Source organism: Pararhizobium gei (assembly GCF_029223885.1).
In the GTDB taxonomy this organism is placed as follows: Bacteria; Pseudomonadota; Alphaproteobacteria; order Rhizobiales; family Rhizobiaceae; genus Pararhizobium; species Pararhizobium gei.
The window spans coordinates 210,647-229,510 of the sequence record NZ_CP119409.1 but is presented as its reverse complement, the minus strand read 5'-3'; the positions used below and the strand labels follow the sequence as shown (position 1 = coordinate 229,510).

Annotated in this window: 20 protein-coding genes; 18 read left to right on the top strand and 2 right to left on the bottom strand. The window is 61.1% G+C overall.

Annotated elements, in window-relative coordinates; all coding sequences use genetic code 11:
- Nucleotides 1-149: 149 nt before the first annotated feature.
- The 4 genes from PY308_RS01055 to PY308_RS01040 are packed head-to-tail and all read left to right on the top strand — an operon-like array spanning nucleotide 150 to nucleotide 3,570.
- On the top strand, nucleotides 150-887 hold the full coding sequence (locus tag PY308_RS01055) for an ATP-binding cassette domain-containing protein (RefSeq protein WP_275787066.1): 738 nt from the start codon (nucleotides 150-152) through the stop codon (nucleotides 885-887).
- Entirely contained in the window at nucleotides 880-1,638 is a 759-nt protein-coding gene (locus PY308_RS01050) for an ATP-binding cassette domain-containing protein (protein WP_275787064.1), read from the top strand. The genes PY308_RS01055 and PY308_RS01050 overlap by 8 nt, the downstream gene beginning before the upstream one ends.
- A complete protein-coding gene (locus tag PY308_RS01045) occupies nucleotides 1,635-2,597 on the top strand; it encodes an ABC transporter permease (protein ID WP_275787061.1) in 963 nt (320 codons plus the stop codon). The genes PY308_RS01050 and PY308_RS01045 overlap by 4 nt, the downstream gene beginning before the upstream one ends.
- Nucleotide 2,598: 1 nt before the next feature.
- On the top strand, nucleotides 2,599-3,570 hold the full coding sequence (locus PY308_RS01040; RefSeq protein WP_275787058.1) for an ABC transporter permease: 972 nt from the start codon (nucleotides 2,599-2,601) through the stop codon (nucleotides 3,568-3,570).
- Here the strand turns inward: PY308_RS01040 and PY308_RS01035 are convergent.
- Both PY308_RS01035 and PY308_RS01030 read right to left on the bottom strand, forming a co-directional pair.
- Nucleotides 3,560-4,411, bottom strand: coding sequence for an amidohydrolase family protein (locus PY308_RS01035; protein WP_275787056.1), 852 nt, complete (start codon nucleotides 4,409-4,411; stop codon nucleotides 3,560-3,562). The genes PY308_RS01040 and PY308_RS01035 overlap by 11 nt on opposite strands.
- A gap of 106 nt (nucleotides 4,412-4,517) precedes the next feature.
- Entirely contained in the window at nucleotides 4,518-5,300 is a 783-nt protein-coding gene (locus PY308_RS01030) for an IclR family transcriptional regulator (protein ID WP_275787053.1), read from the bottom strand.
- Nucleotides 5,301-5,466: 166 nt separating this feature from the next.
- Between PY308_RS01030 and PY308_RS01025 the strand changes: the two genes are divergently transcribed.
- From PY308_RS01025 to PY308_RS00960, 14 genes are all read left to right on the top strand, one after another.
- On the top strand, nucleotides 5,467-6,786 hold the full coding sequence (locus tag PY308_RS01025) for a type 2 periplasmic-binding domain-containing protein (RefSeq protein ID WP_275787051.1): 1,320 nt from the start codon (nucleotides 5,467-5,469) through the stop codon (nucleotides 6,784-6,786).
- Nucleotides 6,787-6,935: 149 nt separating this feature from the next.
- Nucleotides 6,936-7,829 (top strand): carbohydrate ABC transporter permease, encoded by an 894-nt coding sequence (locus tag PY308_RS01020; RefSeq protein ID WP_275787048.1) that lies wholly within the window; start codon nucleotides 6,936-6,938, stop codon nucleotides 7,827-7,829.
- Between the two features lies 1 nt (nucleotide 7,830).
- Entirely contained in the window at nucleotides 7,831-8,697 is an 867-nt protein-coding gene (locus tag PY308_RS01015; RefSeq protein ID WP_275787045.1) for a carbohydrate ABC transporter permease, read from the top strand.
- A 6-nt stretch (nucleotides 8,698-8,703) separates the two neighbouring features.
- The gene (locus tag PY308_RS01010; RefSeq protein WP_275787043.1) at nucleotides 8,704-9,813 is read left to right on the top strand and encodes an ABC transporter ATP-binding protein; all 1,110 of its coding nucleotides are present in this window, start codon (nucleotides 8,704-8,706) and stop codon (nucleotides 9,811-9,813) included.
- A gap of 4 nt (nucleotides 9,814-9,817) precedes the next feature.
- Entirely contained in the window at nucleotides 9,818-10,933 is a 1,116-nt protein-coding gene (locus tag PY308_RS01005; protein WP_275787040.1) for a mandelate racemase/muconate lactonizing enzyme family protein, read from the top strand.
- Nucleotides 10,934-10,943: 10 nt separating this feature from the next.
- On the top strand, nucleotides 10,944-11,273 hold the full coding sequence (locus PY308_RS01000) for an L-rhamnose mutarotase (protein WP_275790967.1): 330 nt from the start codon (nucleotides 10,944-10,946) through the stop codon (nucleotides 11,271-11,273).
- Nucleotides 11,274-11,360: 87 nt separating this feature from the next.
- Nucleotides 11,361-12,389, top strand: a complete 1,029-nt coding sequence (locus tag PY308_RS00995; RefSeq protein ID WP_275790966.1) for a Gfo/Idh/MocA family protein — start codon at nucleotides 11,361-11,363, stop codon at nucleotides 12,387-12,389.
- Complete coding sequence (locus PY308_RS00990; protein ID WP_275787039.1) at nucleotides 12,386-12,835, top strand: MaoC family dehydratase; 450 nt, start codon at nucleotides 12,386-12,388, stop codon at nucleotides 12,833-12,835. Before PY308_RS00995 ends, PY308_RS00990 begins: the two co-directional genes overlap by 4 nt.
- Before the next feature lie 10 nt (nucleotides 12,836-12,845).
- Entirely contained in the window at nucleotides 12,846-13,580 is a 735-nt protein-coding gene (locus PY308_RS00985) for an SDR family oxidoreductase (protein ID WP_275787036.1), read from the top strand.
- Between the two features lie 26 nt (nucleotides 13,581-13,606).
- Nucleotides 13,607-14,452: a fumarylacetoacetate hydrolase family protein gene (locus tag PY308_RS00980; RefSeq protein ID WP_275787033.1), complete on the top strand. Its 846-nt coding sequence runs from the start codon at nucleotides 13,607-13,609 to the stop codon at nucleotides 14,450-14,452.
- A gap of 23 nt (nucleotides 14,453-14,475) precedes the next feature.
- A complete protein-coding gene (locus PY308_RS00975) occupies nucleotides 14,476-15,753 on the top strand; it encodes an L-fuconate dehydratase (protein ID WP_275787031.1) in 1,278 nt (425 codons plus the stop codon).
- 198 nt (nucleotides 15,754-15,951) lie between these two features.
- Nucleotides 15,952-16,926, top strand: coding sequence for a C4-dicarboxylate TRAP transporter substrate-binding protein (locus tag PY308_RS00970; RefSeq protein WP_275787029.1), 975 nt, complete (start codon nucleotides 15,952-15,954; stop codon nucleotides 16,924-16,926).
- 108 nt (nucleotides 16,927-17,034) lie between these two features.
- Nucleotides 17,035-17,547, top strand: coding sequence for a TRAP transporter small permease (locus tag PY308_RS00965; protein WP_275787026.1), 513 nt, complete (start codon nucleotides 17,035-17,037; stop codon nucleotides 17,545-17,547).
- Nucleotides 17,544-18,857, top strand: a complete 1,314-nt coding sequence (locus PY308_RS00960) for a TRAP transporter large permease (RefSeq protein WP_275787022.1) — start codon at nucleotides 17,544-17,546, stop codon at nucleotides 18,855-18,857. The genes PY308_RS00965 and PY308_RS00960 overlap by 4 nt, the downstream gene beginning before the upstream one ends.
- The last annotated feature ends 7 nt before the right edge of the window (nucleotides 18,858-18,864 follow it).

Sequence of the window (18,864 nt, the reverse complement as noted above, 5' to 3'; positions counted from 1 at the left end):
CAGCTTGGCCTGATGCGTGGTCTACAGCCCTTCCTTCTCCCCGCCTGCGGGGAGAAGGTGCCCGAAAGGGCGGATAAGGGACCGACCTGAACGCTCAGGACACCTTCCCTTCGAACCGTTCGACTTCCCATCACTTCAGAGACCGGACAATGCTCGAAATCAACAGTCTGTCGAAACGATATGGCGAGACGGTTGCCCTTGCGGGCGCCACGATTGCGTTTCGAGCCGGCACCATCCACACGATCCTGGGCGAAAACGGCTCCGGCAAAAGCACGCTCGTCAAGCTTCTGTCGGGCATCGTCCAACCCGACGGCGGCACGATCACGCTCGACGGGCGCACATTTAGCGGTGCGCGGCCAGCCGATTTCCAGTCCGCCGGTTTCGCGACGGTGTTTCAGGAGGTGCTGATCGCGCCGGATCGGAGCGTCACCGACAATATTCTGCTGGGACTGGACGGTCTTCTTCACCGCAGGATTCCCCGCGACAGGCGGCGCGAAACCGCAGCCGCCGCCCTGGCGCGTTTTGCGGTGAGCGAGGTGCCGCTCGATATCCCCGCCGGCAGGTTGCCCCTGGCGGCGCAGCAGCTCGTCGTGCTTGCGCGCGCCGTCGTGCGCCGGCCACGCGTGCTGATCCTCGACGAGGTGACGGCGGCGCTGGATTATGCCGACCGCGAATCTGTGTTTGCGCTGATGCGCCAGCTGGCCGACGAGGGTTCCCTTCTTCTCTTCATCACCCACCGGATGGACGAAGTGATGGCCCTGTCTGACCGCGTGTCCATCCTGCGCAGCGGGCGCGTGGTCGCAACGGAGGAACGCGGTGTCTCGACGCCTTCGGAACTGCTGCGGGCGATGGCCCCGCAAACGGCGGCGGAGCTTCACCATGCCTGACCGCTCGACGCTTCCGGCGCCTTTGCTGCGTGCGCGCGACATTGCGCTGCGCCACGATGCGCAACCCTTTTCGCAATCCGTTCGCGCAGGTGAAATCGTCGGCCTCGCCGGTCTCGACGGTCATGGGCAAGAGCGCTTCCTCGAAATCATGGCAGGCCTGAAAAAGCCGGCCCACGGCGCGGTCTGTCTCGGTGAACCGGATGCGGAAATACAGGTCAACGACTTCCGCAAGGCTGTCGCCAACGGCATCGCCTATCTGCCGCGCGACCGGCGGGCGACCGGCATTTTTCCCACACAGTCCGTTCTCGACAACTTCGCGATTTCGACTGTCGGACGGGATGCGCGCTTCGGCTTCATCAGCGCGGCCACCCGGCTGCGGCGCTATCAATCCTATCGCGACAGGTTGTCGATTTCTGCGCCGCGCCCGGATGCGGCGATTACCACCTTGTCGGGCGGCAACCAGCAAAAGGTTCTTCTCGCCCGGGCTTTAGCGCTTGAGCCGCGTCTGCTTCTGCTGAACGACCCCACTCGCGGGGTCGATGTCGCCACCCGCCATGTTCTCTACGACGTGTTTCGCGGGCTGGCCGCAGAAGGAATGGCGCTGGTGGTCCTCTCCAGCGAAATCGAGGAAATCCTGCTTCTTTGCCACCGCGTGCTGGTGTTCAGGGATCATGCGTTGACGGCGGAAATGACGGGGGCGGCGATGAATACCGATAGTGTGATCTCGGCCATGTTCGGGCGTGCAGCATGAGCGGCCCGGCCATGTCGTCCAGGCTTGGCGGGCTGTTTCGCAACACCGGATTTGCGATCGTACTGCTGATCGTTCTGCTGGCCGTCAATCTCGTTCTCAATCCGGCCCGATTCCATCCGGCCGCCTGGGGCGCGCTGATCGGGCTGGCTGCCCCTTTGATCGGCGCTGCTGTCGCATCCGCGCCGGTCATTCTTGCCGGTCGCGGCGGCATCGATATTTCCGTCGGGCCGCTGATGGGCTTCGTCAATGCCATGGTCATCCAGATGCTGTTCCTGAAGGCGGGCGTATCCTCGCCCTTTCTTCTCGTTCCGGCCGCCCTGCTGATCGGCGCGGCCGTCGGCGCGGTCAACGGTTTCCTTGCGACGATCGTTCGCATTCAGCCGATCGTGGCGACGCTCGGCACCTATCTCGTCCTGACCGGTGTCACGCTGACGATCCTGCCGGCACCGATCGGCCCAGCACCGGGCTGGTTGAAGGCGATGGCCGGTACATGGTCTGCACTGCCGCTGATCGCACTCTTTGCGGCCTGGTGGATCGTCCGGCGCCTGCCCTATTACGACCAGCTGATGGCGATCGGCAGCGACGACCGCGCGGCGTATACCGCCGGTATCGACGTGACGAAAGTCCGGTTCATCGCCTATGTCATGACAGGTGTGTTCGCCGCCGTCGCCGGCCTGATGTTGACGGCGCTGATCGGTTCTGCCGATCCCAATATCGGGCAGGCCTATACGCTGATCTCCATTGCCGCCGTCGCGCTGGGCGGGGTCAGCCTTGCCGGCGGACGCGGCGGACTTGTCGGGGCCGCCATCGGCGCTATCGACATCTTCCTGCTGCAAAGCGTGCTGACGTCCTTCAATGTTTCGACCTATGTGCTGCAAATCGCCTATGGCGCCATTCTGGTGGCGGCGGTGATCCTGACGGCGGTGCAGGAACGGTCAGCCGGACGCGAGGAGATTTGATATGGCCAGCATCCGGCGACTGCTTGCAAGCACTCATGGCCGCGTCCTGGCCGCCTTCCTGATTGCCGCTCTTCTGCACCTGATCGGCACGCTTGCCATCCCCGGCTATTCCTCTCCCTTCGCCATCCGGGCGATGCTGGTCATTGCCTCGCTGCTAGCCGTCGCCTCGATCGGGCAGACTCTGGTCGTCATTCTGGGCGGCATCGACCTGTCGATCCCATTCATCATCGGTTTCGCCAATGTGGTCGCGGCCCAGCTTTACGGCGACGATTGGAATTTCGGTGCCGTCTGCCTCTTCGTGCTGGTGCTCGCCATGCTGATCGGCGCCTTCAACGGCTATATTGCACGGCGGCTCGATATCCATCCGCTGATCGTGACGCTTGGCACCGGGATGATCGTTCAGGGCAGCGTGTTGCTCTGGACGAAAGGATTTCCTTCCGGCTCGGCGCCAGCCGAAGTTTCGGCCTTCGTCTCCATCGGCGGCTCGGCTGGGCCGCTCCCGTTTCCCTGGGTGGTTCCCAGCCTTGTTGTCCTATCGGCTTTGATCATTCTGCTTCTGGCGCGAACGCCCTATGGACGCAGGCTTTACGCGCTCGGCAGCAACCCGGGCGCCGCACCGCTGGCGCTGATCGACCCGGTGAAGATGTGGATGTTGACATTCTCGCTGAGCGCCCTGTTTGCTGCCGTCACCGGCATTCTGTTGCTCGGTTTTACCGGCTCGGCCTATGGCGATGTCGGCCAGCCCTATCTGTTCCAGACGATCGCGGCGGTCGTCGTCGGTGGCGCGGCGCTGGTCGGCGGTCGTGGCAGCTACCTCGGCACTCTCGCCGGCGTACTGGTGCTCACCGAGATCAATACGCTGCTGATCGGCCTCGGCTTTCAGCCGGCCGCCGTGCAAGCGTCCCTCGGCGTCATCATCGTGCTGCTCGTCTCGATCTACGGCCGCGAGCGCCATGTGAGCGCTACGATTTAGGAATGTCTAGATTCCAGAGCCGCATTGCGTTGCCGGCAAGCAGGGCGTTGCGCTCGGCCAGGCTGCTGCCGGACAGAAGCGCGTGCGTCGTTGCCACCCAGGTGGAAAGGCCCCCGCCCAGGGTGCAGACCGGCCAATCGCTGCCCCAGACGACGCGCTCCCAACCGAAAGCCCCGATCGTGTGCTCGACATAGGGGCGCAGCGTCTGTGCCGTCCAGGTCTCTGGATCAGCATAGGCGATGACACCGGAGATCTTGCCGAAGACATTCGGCCGCCGGGCAATATCGCGCAATTGTTCACGCCAGACGCGGTCGTCGCCACCCTGAATATCCGGCACGCCGCAATGATCGAGGACGAAGATGCAGTCGGGAACCAGATCGGCAAGGGCCATTGCCTGCGGCATCTGGCGTGGCAGCACGCAGAGATCGAAGGTCAGTCCGGTGCCGGCGAGGCGCTTGATATTGTCGCGAAACAGGGTGCTTTCGGAAAGATCGTCGGGCATGACGTGAAGAACCCGGCGCAGCCCTTTCACGAAGGGGTTTTGCAATTGGGCATCGAGAAAGGCGGGAAAGTCCGGATCTTCCGGGCGACACGCCGAGATCGCACCGGCGATCAGACTGCCGCTCTGACCGGCGAGCGTCTCGACATGGGATGTTTCTCTCTCGATGTCCGCGGGCGCAACGTCCACTTCCATGTGTAGGCTAGCGGCGATCCCCGTCCGTAGCGCCTCGTTGCGATAGGTCTCATCGAGATAGTCGCGGTTCAGGGTCGGTACGGCGCTCAGCCAGGGGTAATCGAGAACCGACCGGTCGATGAGATGAAGATGCGTGTCGATGATCAAGAGACGGCTCCTCCCGTATGATAGGAATAGATATCTCACACGAGAAAGACTTATTCAAATAAGAATACGCCGCGATATGTCTACCTTTTGTCCTTTTTCCCAAACGTCAGGTGTCGTGATTGACGTCCGAACCGGCCAGCAACGACAGTTGGGCCGCAGTCTTCTGCAACATCGAAATCGTTGTTGTGATGTCCGGCGCGCTGGGCGCGTTCACGAGGCTGATATAGGGACAGGTCAGGGCTGCAATGCCTTTGCCGTCCGGCCCGAGGATCGGGGCGGAGAGATTGTATACGCCCGCCGTCTGTGCCGAGGCCATCATTTCGTAGCCGCGGGCGCGGATTTCGTCGAGCCGGGCGTAGAATTCCGGCGTCAGGGTTATCTCCTGCCGGCTCTTGACGTGTTCGGAGATCATCATCTCACGCTCTTCCGGAGACCGGAAGGCCAGAAGGACATGTCCCGATCCGGTATCGAAAAGACTGACATGCGAGCCGACCCGGATTGAAATTCCCCAGTAATCCGGCGCCTCCTGCTGGGCGATCACCACAGCCGAGCCCCGATCGAACACGGCGAGCTGGTTGGCCTGCCGGGTGCGCTGGGCCAGATCGCGCATCAGCGGCGTGGCATAGGAGGCAAGCCGCCGGGTCGGCGCATGAAGCTGCGCAAGACCAAACAGCTTCAGCGTCAGCGAGTAGCGGTCGCCGTCTATTTTCGTAATGTAGCCACGCCGGACGAGGCGGTCGAGCATGCGGTAAAATTCGTTGGGACTGCGGCCAAGCTTCTTGGAAATTTCCGCCTGTGTCAGGCCGCCGTCAACGCCGGCGAGCAGTTCCAGAATGTCCAGACCCTTGTCGAGCGCCGGTGCCCGGTAGCGATCGTCTTCTATCTCCACGGATTATCCCCTCTGTGAATACCCAACGGCATATACGAAGAATTCGCACGCTACAAAAGAAACTTCACCCTTGACGGAGGATAAAATCTTTGTTTGTATATGAATTAGTTTCTCACAAATGAGAGGCGGCGCTCCCGGGAGGAGTGCGGTCAAGGGAGGAGACCACATGAACAAGCTGCTTTCCGGCACGGCTGCCGGTGTGATTGCCGTACTCGGGGCCTTCGGACCGGCGTCGGCCGCCGAGCTTATGGGGAAATTCGATGGCGTGACCATCGACGCCAAGCTCATCGGCGGCCAGCAGTATGAACCGCTCTATGTGCGCATCGCCGAATGGGAAAAGGCGACGGGCGCCAAGGTCAACATTCTGTCGAAGAAGAACCATTTCGAACTCGACAAGGAAATCAAGTCGGACATCGCATCCGGATCGATCACCTGGTGCGTCGGCTCGAACCACTCGTCGTTTGCGCCGCAATATCCCGACCTCTACGCCGACCTCGCCGCGCTTGTGCCGAGCGAGATCGTCGGGGAGTTCGTCCAGACGACCATCAACGCTTCGACGATCGATGGAAAGCTGGTGATGCTGCCGCGCGCGCAGTTCGACGTTTCCGCGCTCTATTACCAGAAGAGCCTCTACGAAGACGAAGCGAAGAAGACGGCGTTCAAGGAAAAATACGCCTATGACCTGACGCCGCCGGATACCTGGAAGCAAGTATCGGATCAGGCGGAATTCTTCGCCGACCCACCGAATTTCTACGGCACGCAGTTTGCCGGCAAGGAAGAGGCGATCAACGGCCGGTTCTATGAAATGCTGGTGGCCGAAGGCGGCGAGTATCTGGATGCGGACGGCAAGCCGGCGTTCAATTCCGAAGCCGGGGTGCGCGCACTCGACTGGTTCGTCAATCTCTACAAGGCCAAGGCCGTGCCCGCCGGAACGACCAACTATCTCTGGGATGAACTCGGTGCCGGCTTTGCCTCGGGCACCATCGCACTCAATCTCGACTGGCCTGGCTGGGCGACCTATTTCAACGATCCGAAGTCCTCCAAGGTCGCGGGCAATGTCGGCGTGAAGGTGCCGCCAGCCGGATCCTCGGGCAAGCGGACGGGCTGGTCCGGCCATCACGGCTTTTCCATCACCGAAAACTGCGCCAACAAGGAGGCTGCCGCTTCGCTCGTCTGGTTCCTGAGCAACGAGGATTCGCAGAAACTCGAGGCGGCAAACGGTACGCTGCCGACCCGGACGGCAGTCTGGGAGTGGGACATCGCCCAAGCGGAAAGCGATCCTTACAAGAAGGAAGTTCTGACCGCCTTCCAGGACGCGGCCAGGGGTGCCTTTGCGGTACCGCAGACCCCCGAATGGATCGAAATCTCCAACACCGTCTATCCGGAACTGCAGGCTGCCATTCTCGGCGACAAGACGTCGAAGGAAGCGCTGGACGCGGCCGCCGCAAAGGCAACCACCGTCCTTGAGGATGCAGGCGCCCTTTGATCCGAACGACCACAAATGCCCGTGGCCGAAACGGTCGCGGGCATTTCATCCATTTTCATTCCTTGCAGCGCTTCGCTGAGCCCAGCCGTCTCGTGGCGAGCCATATTCCACACGCGCGAACCGCCCAAGACCGCCGACAGGTGCCAAGCATGTTTCGAAAACTATCCCCACCGGTGCTCTTGCTTCTGCCGGCGTTGATCGTGCTGTCCGCCGTCGTGCTTCTGCCGCTGCTTTTGTCGCTCTATTCGAGTTTCACACCGTTTCGCCTGACGCGCCCGGCCACATTGTGGGTCTGGGCGGGTTTCAGAAATTACGAGCGTATCCTTTCGGACTGGGTCTTCTGGGCCGCGTTTTTGCGCACCATCGTTCTTCTGACCATCGCGCTCAATCTTGAAATGCTGTTTGGCCTGGGGCTTGCCCTGCTCGTCAACAAGGCGACGCATGGAAAGCGCGCGCTTCGCACCATCATGATGTTTCCGATGATGTTTTCGCCGGTGTTGGTCGGCTTCCAGTTCAAATTCATGTTCAACGACAATGTCGGGCTGGTGAACAATGCCCTGCAGTCGCTGGGGCTGACCGATCAGGCCATTCCCTGGCTGATCGACGGCAATCTGGCACTGTTTGCGATCGTCGTTGCCGAAGTCTGGTCCTCGACATCGGTGTTCGCGATCCTCATTCTTGCCGGGCTGCTGGCCATGCCGCAGGAACCGGTCGAGGCGTCCAAGGTCGATGGCTGCACACCGTGGCAGACCTTTCGCTATGTCACCCTGCCTTACGTCATGCCGTTCGCCTATATTGCCATGACCATCCGATCGCTGGACATCGCGCGCGCCTATGACATCGTCAAGATCATGACGGATGGCGGCCCGGCGCGGCGCACGGAGCTGATCTGGACGCTGGTCGGACGCACCGCCTATTCGGATGCGCAGATGGGGCTGGCCAATGCCATGGCCTATGTCTCCATCCTCCTGTCGATCCTGTTCACCATCTATTTCTTCCGGAAGCTTGCTGCCGCCCGGACCCAGATCGGAGCGGAGTGGTAAGATGGATCGCAACTCCAAACAGCGCGTGAAGCGCCGCCTCCTGAATGTCGCCTATCTCATCGGCCTGTTCTTCGCGATGCTGATCATCTGCCTGCCGGGTCTGTGGATCGTCTTGAGTTCGCTGCGGCCGACGGTAGAGATCATGGCGAAACCGCCAGTCTGGATCCCGCAGGAGATTACGCTCGATGCCTATCGCGCGATGTTCGGCGGCGTCGGGCAAGGCGGTATTCCGATCTGGGATTACTTCCGCAATTCGCTGATCGTCTCGATCACCTCGACGGTGATTGCGCTCGCGGTGGGAATGTCCGGGGGCTATGCCTTCGCGCGGTTCCGGTTCAAGGGAAAATCCGGTGCGTTTCTCGGCTTGATGCTGACGCGCTCGGTTCCGGGCATCGCTCTGTCCCTGCCGCTGTTCATCGTCTATTCGCGCGTCGGCATCATCGATACGCATTTCGGGCTGATCCTCACCTATGTGGCGCTCAACATACCCTTCACGATCTGGCTGATCGACGGCTTCTTCCGCCAGGTGCCGAAGGATCTCGCCGAAGCCGCGCAGATTGACGGCTGCACGCGCTGGCAGGCCTTCTGGCAGGTCGAATTTCCGCTCGCCGGCCCCGGCATCGCGTCTGCCGGCATCTTCTCGTTCCTCACCTGCTGGAATGAATATGCGCTCGCCTCGCAACTGACCCGCTCGGTCAATTCCAAGACGCTGCCGGTCGGGTTGCTCGACTATACGTCCGAATTCACCATCGACTGGCGCGGCATGTGCGCGCTCGCGGTCGTCATGATCCTTCCGGCGCTCGCGCTGACTTTCGCAATCCAAAAGCATCTGGTGTCGGGTCTGACATTCGGTGCCGTCAAAGGCTGACATTCCATGGCTCAGGTCTCGCTCAAGAAACTGGTGAAATCCTACGGTGCGCTGCAGGTGGTGCACGGGATCGATCTTGATGTTGCCGATGGCGAATTTGTCGCTCTGGTCGGTCCGTCGGGCTGCGGCAAATCGACGACGCTCAGGATGATCGCAGGGCTCGAGAGCATTTCCGGTGGCGCGATCGAGATCGGTGGCACCGTGGTCAACGACCTGCCGCCGCGCGATCGCAATATCTCTATGGTGTTCCAGTCCTATGCGCTCTACCCGCATATGACCGTGCGCGAAAATATGGGCTTTTCGCTGAAGATCGCCAAGCAGCCGCAGAGCGAGATCGACCGCCAGGTCAACGAAGCCTCTGCGATCCTCGGGCTTGAAGCGCTGATGGACCGGCGCCCGGCGCAGCTTTCCGGCGGCCAGCGCCAGCGCGTCGCCATGGGCCGCGCCATCGTGCGCCACCCGGAAGTGTTCCTGTTCGACGAGCCCCTTTCCAATCTCGATGCCAAGCTGCGCACGCAGATGCGCACCGAGATCAAGAAGCTGCACGCCAAGGTGCAGTCCACCGTGATCTACGTCACGCATGACCAGGTCGAGGCAATGACGCTGGCCGACCGGATCGTTATCATGCGCGACGGTTATATCGAACAGGTCGGTACGCCGGACGAGGTCTTCAAGCGCCCGGCCAGCCGGTTCGTCGCCGGATTCATCGGCTCGCCTCCGATGAACATCGAGGAGGCAAAGATCCGCGATGGCCGGATGGTTTTCGGCAACGGCGACAGCCTGCCGCTGCCGGCGCAGTTTGCCGGCGCCGTCAGCGAGGGTCAGAAGGTGGTCTTCGGCCTTCGGCCCGACGATATCTTTCCAAGCGGACACGGCTTGAGTTCGGGCGGTGCCGGCATGATCCACGAGACCGAACTGCCGGTGTCGATCACCGAACCGCTCGGCAACGAAACGCTGGTCTTCGTGGAATTCGCCGGCCGCGAATGGGTGTCGCGTATGCTGAACCCGCATGCGCTAAGGCCGGGCGAAAAGATCGCGATGAGCTTCGATTTTTCTCAGGCTCACCTGTTTTCGGCCGAGACCGGCAAAACCCTGGCCCGACCGGTAAAGGACTGACGACATGGCACGTATCGAGAAAATCGACCTTTGCATGGTCGATCTGAAACCCAAGGTCAAGCGCACCGACGCGATCCAGAGCTTCGTCAGCCAGGAAACGCCGATCGTCACGATCACCGATTCCGACGGCGCCACCGGCGTCGGCTATTCCTATACAATCGGCACCGGCGGCTCCTCGGTAATGCGCCTTCTTGCCGATCATCTCGCACCGATCCTGATCGGCGAAGATGCCGATCGGATCGAGGCGATCTGGCACAAAATGGAATTCCACACGCACGCCACGACCATCGGCGCGATTACCGCGCTGGCGCTGGCCGCCGTCGATACAGCGCTTTGGGATCTTCGGGCAAAGAAGCAGGGTCTGCCGCTCTGGAAGCTCGCCGGTGGCGCCAAGGAAAGCTGCCCGCTCTACACGACCGAAGGCGGATGGCTGCATATCGAAAAGGAAGCGCTGGTCGAGGATGCCCTGCAGGCCAAGGCCAAAGGGTTTTCAGGTTCCAAGGTCAAAATCGGCAAACCGCATGGATCCGAGGATTACGCCCGGCTTTCGGCGATGCGCGCAGCCCTCGGCGACGATTACGAGATCATGACCGATTGCAATCAGGGCTTTACCGTCGATGAGGCGATCCGGCGGGCCGAACGGCTGAAGGAACTGGATCTCGCCTGGATCGAGGAGCCGCTGCCGGCCGACGATCTGGATGGCCATATCCGGCTGACGCGCTCGACGCCGACACCGATCGCCGTCGGTGAATCGATGTATTCGATCCGCCATTTCCGGGAGTATATGCAAAAGGGCGCCTGCTCGATCGTTCAGGTCGATGTCGCGCGCATCGGCGGCATCACGCCCTGGATCAAGGTCGCGCATGCGGCAGAGGCCTTCGACATTCCGGTCTGCCCGCACTTTTTGATGGAGCTGCATGTCAGCCTCACCTGCGCCGTGCCGAATGGCAAATATGTCGAATACATCCCTCAACTCGATGATCTGACGACCAAGGGCATGGAGATCCGCGATGGCCGCGCCTTTGCGTCGAACGAACCGGGGCTCGGGATTGCCTGGGATTTCGATGCGGTGAAGGCGAGCTGCGTGCCGGAATTCACCCGTGCGATCACCAAGGCTTGAGGGCGGCAAGATGCAACGCATGGGAATGGTCATCGGGCTCGAAGCCGACAAAATCGCGGAATACAAAGCGCTGCATGCCGCCGTCTGGCCGGAAATCCTTGCGCTGATCTCGGCCTGCAATATTGTCAACTACTCGATTTTTCTGAAGGAACCGGAAAATCTTCTGTTCGGCACCTGGGAGTATGTCGGAGCCGACTTTGCGGCCGATATGGCGAAAATGGCGGCCGATCCGAAGAATCGCGAATGGTGGGCTGTGTGCATGCCGTGCCAAAGGCCGCTCGAAACACGCAAGGAAGGCGAGTGGTGGGCCATGATGGAACAGGTGTTTCATCATGATTGATGGGTTGTTCCCCGCCATCGATGGGAGCATGGCGACGTGACTTCTGACGTTCACTCCCTGCGGCAATGGTGGCCGAAACCCACCCGTATGCGTCCCATCGTGATCTTCGGAGCCGGCAGCATCGTCGGGGATGCGCATCTTCCCGCCTATCGCAAGGGGGGCTTTCCCGTTGCTGGTCTGTACGATCCTGACCGGGGAAAGGCCGAGGCTCTGGCTCAAGAGTGGGGAATCCGTGCCTTCGCAACACAGGACGAGGCGCTTTCCGTTGACGAGGCGATCTTCGATCTCGCGACACCGCCTGCCGCGCACGCCAAATTGCTGAGGGGGCTGCCCGTCGGCGCATTCGCCCTGATCCAGAAGCCGATGGGCAGCGATCTTGCCGCGGCTACGGAGATCCTGGGCCTCTGCCGCCAGCGCGACATCCATGCCGCGGTGAACTTCCAGCTGCGGTTCGCGCCTATGATGCTGGCGCTCAACGATGCCGTCGCCAAAGGCCTTCTCGGCGACGTCGTGGATTTCGATGCGCATCTTGCCGTGGCGACACCGTGGGGACTCTGGCCGTTTTTGAAGGGCCTGCCGCGCATCGAGATCGCCATGCACTCGATTCACTATCTCGATTTCGTCCGCAGCCTGCTCGGAAATCCGATTGGCGTGCATGCCAAAACCATCGGTCACCCCAATCACGAAGTCGCGCAGACCCGGACGGCAGCCATTCTCGATTATGGCGAGCAGGTCCGCTGCCTGCTGTCGATCAATCACGACCATGATTTCGGCCGTAAGTTTCAGGCCTGCGAGTTTCGAATTTGTGGGACAAAGGGTGCGGCCTATATCAAGCTCGGGGTCAATCTGGATTATCCGAAGGGCGAGCCGGATGAGTTGTGGCTGAAGCTCGATGGCGGACAGGACTGGGTGCAGGTTCCGCTTGAAGGCACATGGTTCCCCGACGCCTTCCTCAACCGCATGGCCAATCTGCAGCGTTTTGCGAGCGGCGAGGACAATCATCTGATAGGCTCGGTCGACGATGCCTGGCAGACCATGGCGCTTGTGGAAGCCGCCTATCAATCCAGTGCGCAGCCGGCGACACCTGTTTGCCAATTGCCGGAGGGTCAAGAGTGATCGAACAATCCATCCATTTCGAGGAATACGACCTGGGGCATGTGCGCCAGACGACGGGCCGGACCATCACGGAGACGGATTTCGTCGTTCATGCCGGACATACCGGCGATTTCTTCCCGCATCATCTGGATGCCGAATTCGCCAAGACCCTGCCCGGCGGTCAGCGCATCGCCCATGGAACGATGATCTTTTCGATCGGCATCGGCCTCACCGCCTCCGTCATCAATCCCGTCGCATTCTCCTACGGCTATGATCGCCTGCGTTTCGTCCGGCCTGTTCATATCGGCGATACGATCCGCACACGGGTCACGATTGCCGCGAAGGAGGACGATCCGAAGCGCACCGATATGGGACGGGTTATCGAGCGGTGCGAGGTGTTCAACCAGCGCAACGAGGTCGTTCTGGCCGCGGATCATATTCTTCTTGTCGAACGAAAATCTAAATGAGGACCATGCTATGACGACAAAACTCAACGGCAAGACAGTTCTGATCACGGCTGCCGCGCAGGGCATCGGCCGGGCGTCGGCGCTTGCCTTCGCGGCGGCGGGGGCCACGGTCCATGCCACCGATATCAATCTCGACGTCCTGTCCGAACTTGCCTCCGAAAGCGGTATCGTCACGCACAAGCTCGACGTTCTGGATACGGCGGCAGTCGAAGCGCTGGTCATTGAGATCGGCGCGGTCGACGTGCTGTTCAATTGCGCGGGCGTCGTGCATGCCGGCAGCATTCTCGACATGCCGGACAAGGACCTGGAGTTTGCCTTCGATCTCAACGTCAAGGCGATGATCCGCACCATCCGGGCCGTTCTGCCTGGTATGATCGAGCGAAAGGACGGCGCCATCATCAACATGGCGTCCGTCGCCTCCAGCATCAAGGGCGTGCCGAACCGCTTTGCCTACGGCACCACAAAGGCGGCGGTGATCGGCTTGACCAAGGCCGTTGCCGCCGATTATGTGGCGGCCGGCATCCGCTGCAACGCGATTTGCCCTGGAACGGTCGAAAGCCCGTCGCTGGAAGGCCGGATGCGCGCGCAAGGCGATTATGAAACGGCCCGCGCCGCCTTCATCGCCCGCCAGCCGATGGGACGGCTCGGCACGCCGGAAGAGATCGCCGATCTCGCCGTCTACCTGGCCGGTGCTACCTATACCTCGGGCCAGGCCTATGCCATCGACGGCGGCTGGACCATCTGACACCCCTACCTCAAAGGACTAGACCCATGAAACTCGTTCGTTATGGCGCCATCGGCGCCGAAAAGCCGGGCCTTGTCGATCTCGACGGCAATATCCGCGATCTGTCCGGCCATGTCGCCGATATTGGCGGGTCCGTGATCGATCCGCAGGAACTGACGAAACTGTCGGCCATCGATCCAGAAAGCCTGCCGCTGGTTGCCGATGGCACGCGCCTGGGCGCCTGCGTTGCCGGCACCGGCAAGTTCATCTGCATCGGCCTCAACTATTCCGACCATGCCGCCGAGACAGGTGCCACGGTGCCGCCGGAGCCGATCATCTTCATGAAGGCGACGTCCGCCATCGTCGGCCCGAACGACGATCTGGTCATTCCGCGCGGTTCCGAGAAGACCGATTGGGAAGTCGAGCTCGGCATCGTCATCGGCCGCAAGGCGAAATATGTCGGCGAAGCCGAAGCGCTCGATTATGTTGCCGGCTATTGCACCGTCCATGACGTCAGCGAGCGCGCGTTTCAAACCGAACGTTCCGGCCAGTGGACCAAGGGCAAGTCCTGCGACACGTTCGGCCCCACCGGTCCCTGGCTGGTGACCAAGGACGAGGTTGCCGATCCGCAGGATCTGCGGCTCTGGCTAACCGTCAATGGCGAAACCATGCAGGACGGCTCGACCAAAACCATGGTCTACGGCGCTGCCTATCTCGTCTCCTATCTGTCGCAGTTCATGTCACTGATGCCGGGCGATATCATCTCGACGGGCACGCCGCCGGGCGTCGGCATGGGCATGAAGCCGCCGCGTTACCTGAAACCGGGCGATGTCATTGAGCTTGGGATTGACGGGCTCGGAGCACAAAAACAGACCGCCCGCGCCGACGTCTGACCAACAGGAGCCTGAAGTATTCCATGACCCGCATCACCGATCTCAAGGTCTATGACCTCCGGTTTCCGACCTCGCAGAGCCTGGACGGCTCCGATGCCATGAACCCGGATCCGGACTATTCGGCGGCCTATGTCATTCTGGAGACGGACAAGCCAGGGCTCGGCGGTCATGGGCTTACCTTTACCATCGGGCGCGGCAACGATATCTGCTGCATGGCCATTAAGGCCATGCGCCATCTCGTCGTCGGTTCGGAGCTTTCCGTCATCCTCGACAATCCGGGCCGCTATTGGCGACATCTGACCGGCGACAGCCAGTTGCGCTGGATCGGGCCGGACAAGGGCGCAATGCACCTGGCGACGGGCGCCGTCGTCAATGCGGTCTGGGATCTGCTCGCCAAGGACGCCGGCAAGCCGGTCTGGCGTCTGATCGCCGAGATGAACCCGGAAGACATCGCCGATATTGTCGATTACCGGTATCTGACCGATGTTTTGACCCGCGAAGAAGCCGTTGAGATCCTTAATCGTGCTGCGCCCGGCAAGGCGGAGCGCATCGCCGTCCTCGGTCAGGAAGGCTACGCCTGCTACACCACCTCCGCCGGCTGGCTCGGGTACGATGATGCCAAGCTGCGCCGTCTTTGCCAGGAGGCGATCGATGCCGGCTTCAATCACGTCAAGATGAAGGTCGGGCGCGATCTGGAAGACGATATCCGCCGGTTGACCATCGCCCGCGAGGTCATCGGCCCCGATCGCTATCTGATGATCGATGCCAATCAGGTCTGGGAGGTCGGCGAGGCGATCGATTGGGTCAACAAGCTGGCATTTGCCAAGCCCTTCTTCATCGAGGAACCCACAAGTCCTGACGATGTTGCCGGCCATGCCAAGATCCGGCGGGCGATCGGCGACGTGAAGGTGGCGACTGGTGAGATGTGTCAGAATCGCATCATGTTCAAGCAGTTCATCGCGGAGGGCGCCATCGATATCGTCCAGATCGACAGCTGCCGCATGGGCGGGTTGAACGAGGTTCTGGCCGTGCTGCTGATGGCGGCGAAGTACGACCTGCCGGTCTGGCCGCATGCCGGTGGGGTCGGCCTGTGCGAATATGTCCAGCATCTCTCGATGATCGACTACGTCGCCGTTTCCGGCACGAAGACGGGTCGCGTCATCGAATATGTTGATCACCTCCACGAGCACTTTCTCGACCCCTGCGTCATCCGGAACGCGGCCTATATGCCGCCGTCCAAGGCCGGCTTCTCGATCGAAATGAAGCCGGAATCGATTGCGGCCTATACGTTCAAAGGCTGATCGCAGGTTAGATATTTCTCATATATGAGCGGAGTTTTCATCATCAGGAAACTCCGCTTTTTTGTGCCTGATTTTCGGTCCGGATGGGACGCGTTCCAATTCACATAATCACTTGACCTGCCCTAATCATTCTTCCATAACTGATCTATTCGCATATGAATTACGCCCGAAGAGGAGTTCGGGCCAAGGGAGGGTCTCATGAAGACAGTCATATTTGCATCCGTCATAGCCGCATTGTCGTTTTGCGGTGTCGCTCACGCGCAGGAATACAGCCTGCGTTTCTCGACATCGCAGGTTAACCCCAACGAGCCGATCGTGAAGGCGATGAAGCTTTACGCCGACCGCGTCGGCGAGCGCTCGGGCGGACGGATTGCGATCACGGTGATGACCGGCGACCAGCTTGGCGCCCAGAAGAAGGTCAACGAGATGGTGATGAGCGGCGCCAGCCTGCTCAGCGCTACCGATTACGGACAGCTCGGTCAGTTCGAGCCCGACCTGTCCATTCTTGCAGGGCCTTACGTCTATCCGAGCATCGCGGCGAGCGACAAGCTGTTCGCGTCAGACGTCTACAAGGAGCTGTCGGGCAAGCTCGAGGCGAAGGGGATCAAGATCCTGATGCCGAACGGCCTGTTCGGCTATCGCCATATCATTTCCAACAAGGCTGTGCGAACCCCGGCGGATCTGGCCGGTGTGACAATACGCGTTCCGTCCTCGCCGATCATGATGGCGACTTTCGCCACCTATGGCGCACGTCCGACCGAACTGCCGTGGGGCGACGTCTACAACGCGCTGCAGACCGGCGTCGTCGATGCGGCCGAGGGACCATTCGGGTCGATCGCCGGGTCCAAGCTCAACGAAACCCGCAAGGTCATCTCCAAGACCGGCCATCAGGTGATGTTCACCGCCTGGGTCGCGTCGGCGACATTCTTCAACAGCCTGCCGGAAGACCTTCAGAAGGTCATGACGGAAGAAGGGCAAAAGATCGCCGTCGACCTGACGAAGATGACGCTTGAAACTGATGACGTCTATGCCAAGCAACTGTCCGACGCCGGCGTCGAGATCATCTCGGATGTCGATGTTCCCGCTTTCGTCGAGGCATCCAAGGCGGCCTATGGCAAAGTGCCCAACCTGACGCCCGGCATGTTCGATCGCGTTCAGGACGCCATGAAGTAAGGGCAGTCCTGCCAGTGTCACGTTCGTAGGACGGAATACCGTCCTCGGAAAACCAATGGGCCTGCCGGGGATGTCCCGGCGGCCCGCTTCGCAAAGAAGTGTGGACCCATGGACAATCTTGACGACAATACGCAGGGTGCGCCGCTGCTCAGCCTTCGGCGTGCGGACGAAGCGCTCGGTGTCGCGGCCCTGATCGTGATCGTTTTCTCGATCCTGTGGGGCGTGGTCAGCCGCTATATCTTTCCGCAGCCGGCCGCCTGGACCTACGAGCTCGCCATCCTTGCATTTTCTTATCTGGTCTTCTTCGGCGCGATTGCCGGCGTGCGGCTCGGAACCCATGCGGCGATCGACGTTCTGGTGACGGCCCTGCCGGACCGCTGGCAGGAGGCGGTTCGCTGGTTCAACTATGTATTGCTCGCCGCGTTCTTCGTTCTGATGACCCTACTCTTCATCTGGCAGGCCTGGACGTCGCGCAATGTGCACACCATCGCGCTCGATCTTTCGCGCAGCATCGCCTATGGGCCGTTGGCGCTGGCGTCGGCCGGCATGCTGTTTCAGCATCTCGCCGTCGAGAGGCCCTGGCGCCCGAGAACGCACCGCACCGTGGATTCGATCATATGAGTTTCCTCCATCTTGCCGGACCATCCCTGGTCATCGTCGTCCTGTTCCTGCTATCGACGCCGATCACTTGGGCGATGGCCATCGGGGCGCTTGCCTTCTTTTTTCTCAATATGGACATGATCCCGCTCTCCAATTTTGCGCAGGAGATGGCGGAGGGAAGCCAGTCGGTCTCGCTTCTCGCGCTGCCGCTGTTCGTGCTGGCTGGCTGTATCATGAATGCGTCGGGCATCACCCGTCGTCTGCTCAATCTCGCAGACGTTCTGGTCGGCCATATGACCGGCGCTTTGGCGCAGATGTGCACAGTGCTCGCCACGCTTCTCGGCGGACTGACGGCGTCGGCCAATGCCGATGCGGCGATGCTCGCAAAGACGCTGGGCATACAGATGGCGGAGCGGGGCTATAGCCGTGCCTTCGCCGCCGTGATCACGTCTTCGGCAGCGATCATCACGAGCCTTATTCCGCCCTCCATCGGGCTGATCGTCTATGGCTTTCTGGCCGAAACATCGATCGGTCGCCTGTTTGCCGCCGGCGTCGTGCCCGGCCTGGTGCTTGCGACCGGCTTGATGATCACCACGCATTTCATCGCGAAGAAGCGCGGCTACAAATCGCTGCGCGACAAGCGCGCCAGCGGCGCGGAAATGCGCGGCGCCCTCGTCGACGGCCTCTGGGCCATGTCAATCCCGGTCGTCATTTTCGTCGGCACGCGCTATGGCCTGTTCACGACAACGGAGGCCGGCGCGGTCGTGGTGGTCTATGTCCTGTTCGTTGCGATCTTCGGCTACCGGGAGTTTACCATTAGCCAGATTCCGGAGGTGCTTGCGGAGGCCGTACGCGACTCTGCGGTCGTGATGGTGATGATCTGCGCTGCTGCGGCTTTCGGCTTTTATCTGGCCTGGGAACAGGTGCCGCAGGCCATGTCCGGCTGGCTCGGCGGTGCCACAAGCAATCCGCTGATGATGCTGCTGTTGATCAATGTCATGCTTTTGATTATCGGCACGGCGATCGAGGGATCGGCGGCGCTGATCATCCTCACCCCGATGCTCATCCCGATCATAGACGGGGTGCATATCGACCGGGTGCATTTCGGCATCATTTTCATCACCAACCTCACCATTGCCGGCATCACGCCGCCCGTCGGCGGGCTGATGTACATCTCCTCCATGGTCATGCGCGTGCCGATGATGGCCTATGCCCGCGAGGTTGTTCCCTATCTCGCCATGATGATGCTTCTGCTCGGCGTGCTCAGCGTCTTTCCGCAGCTGTCGCTCTGGCTTCCGGATCTGATCTACGGAACACAAGCGGTGCAGTAAGCGTCCC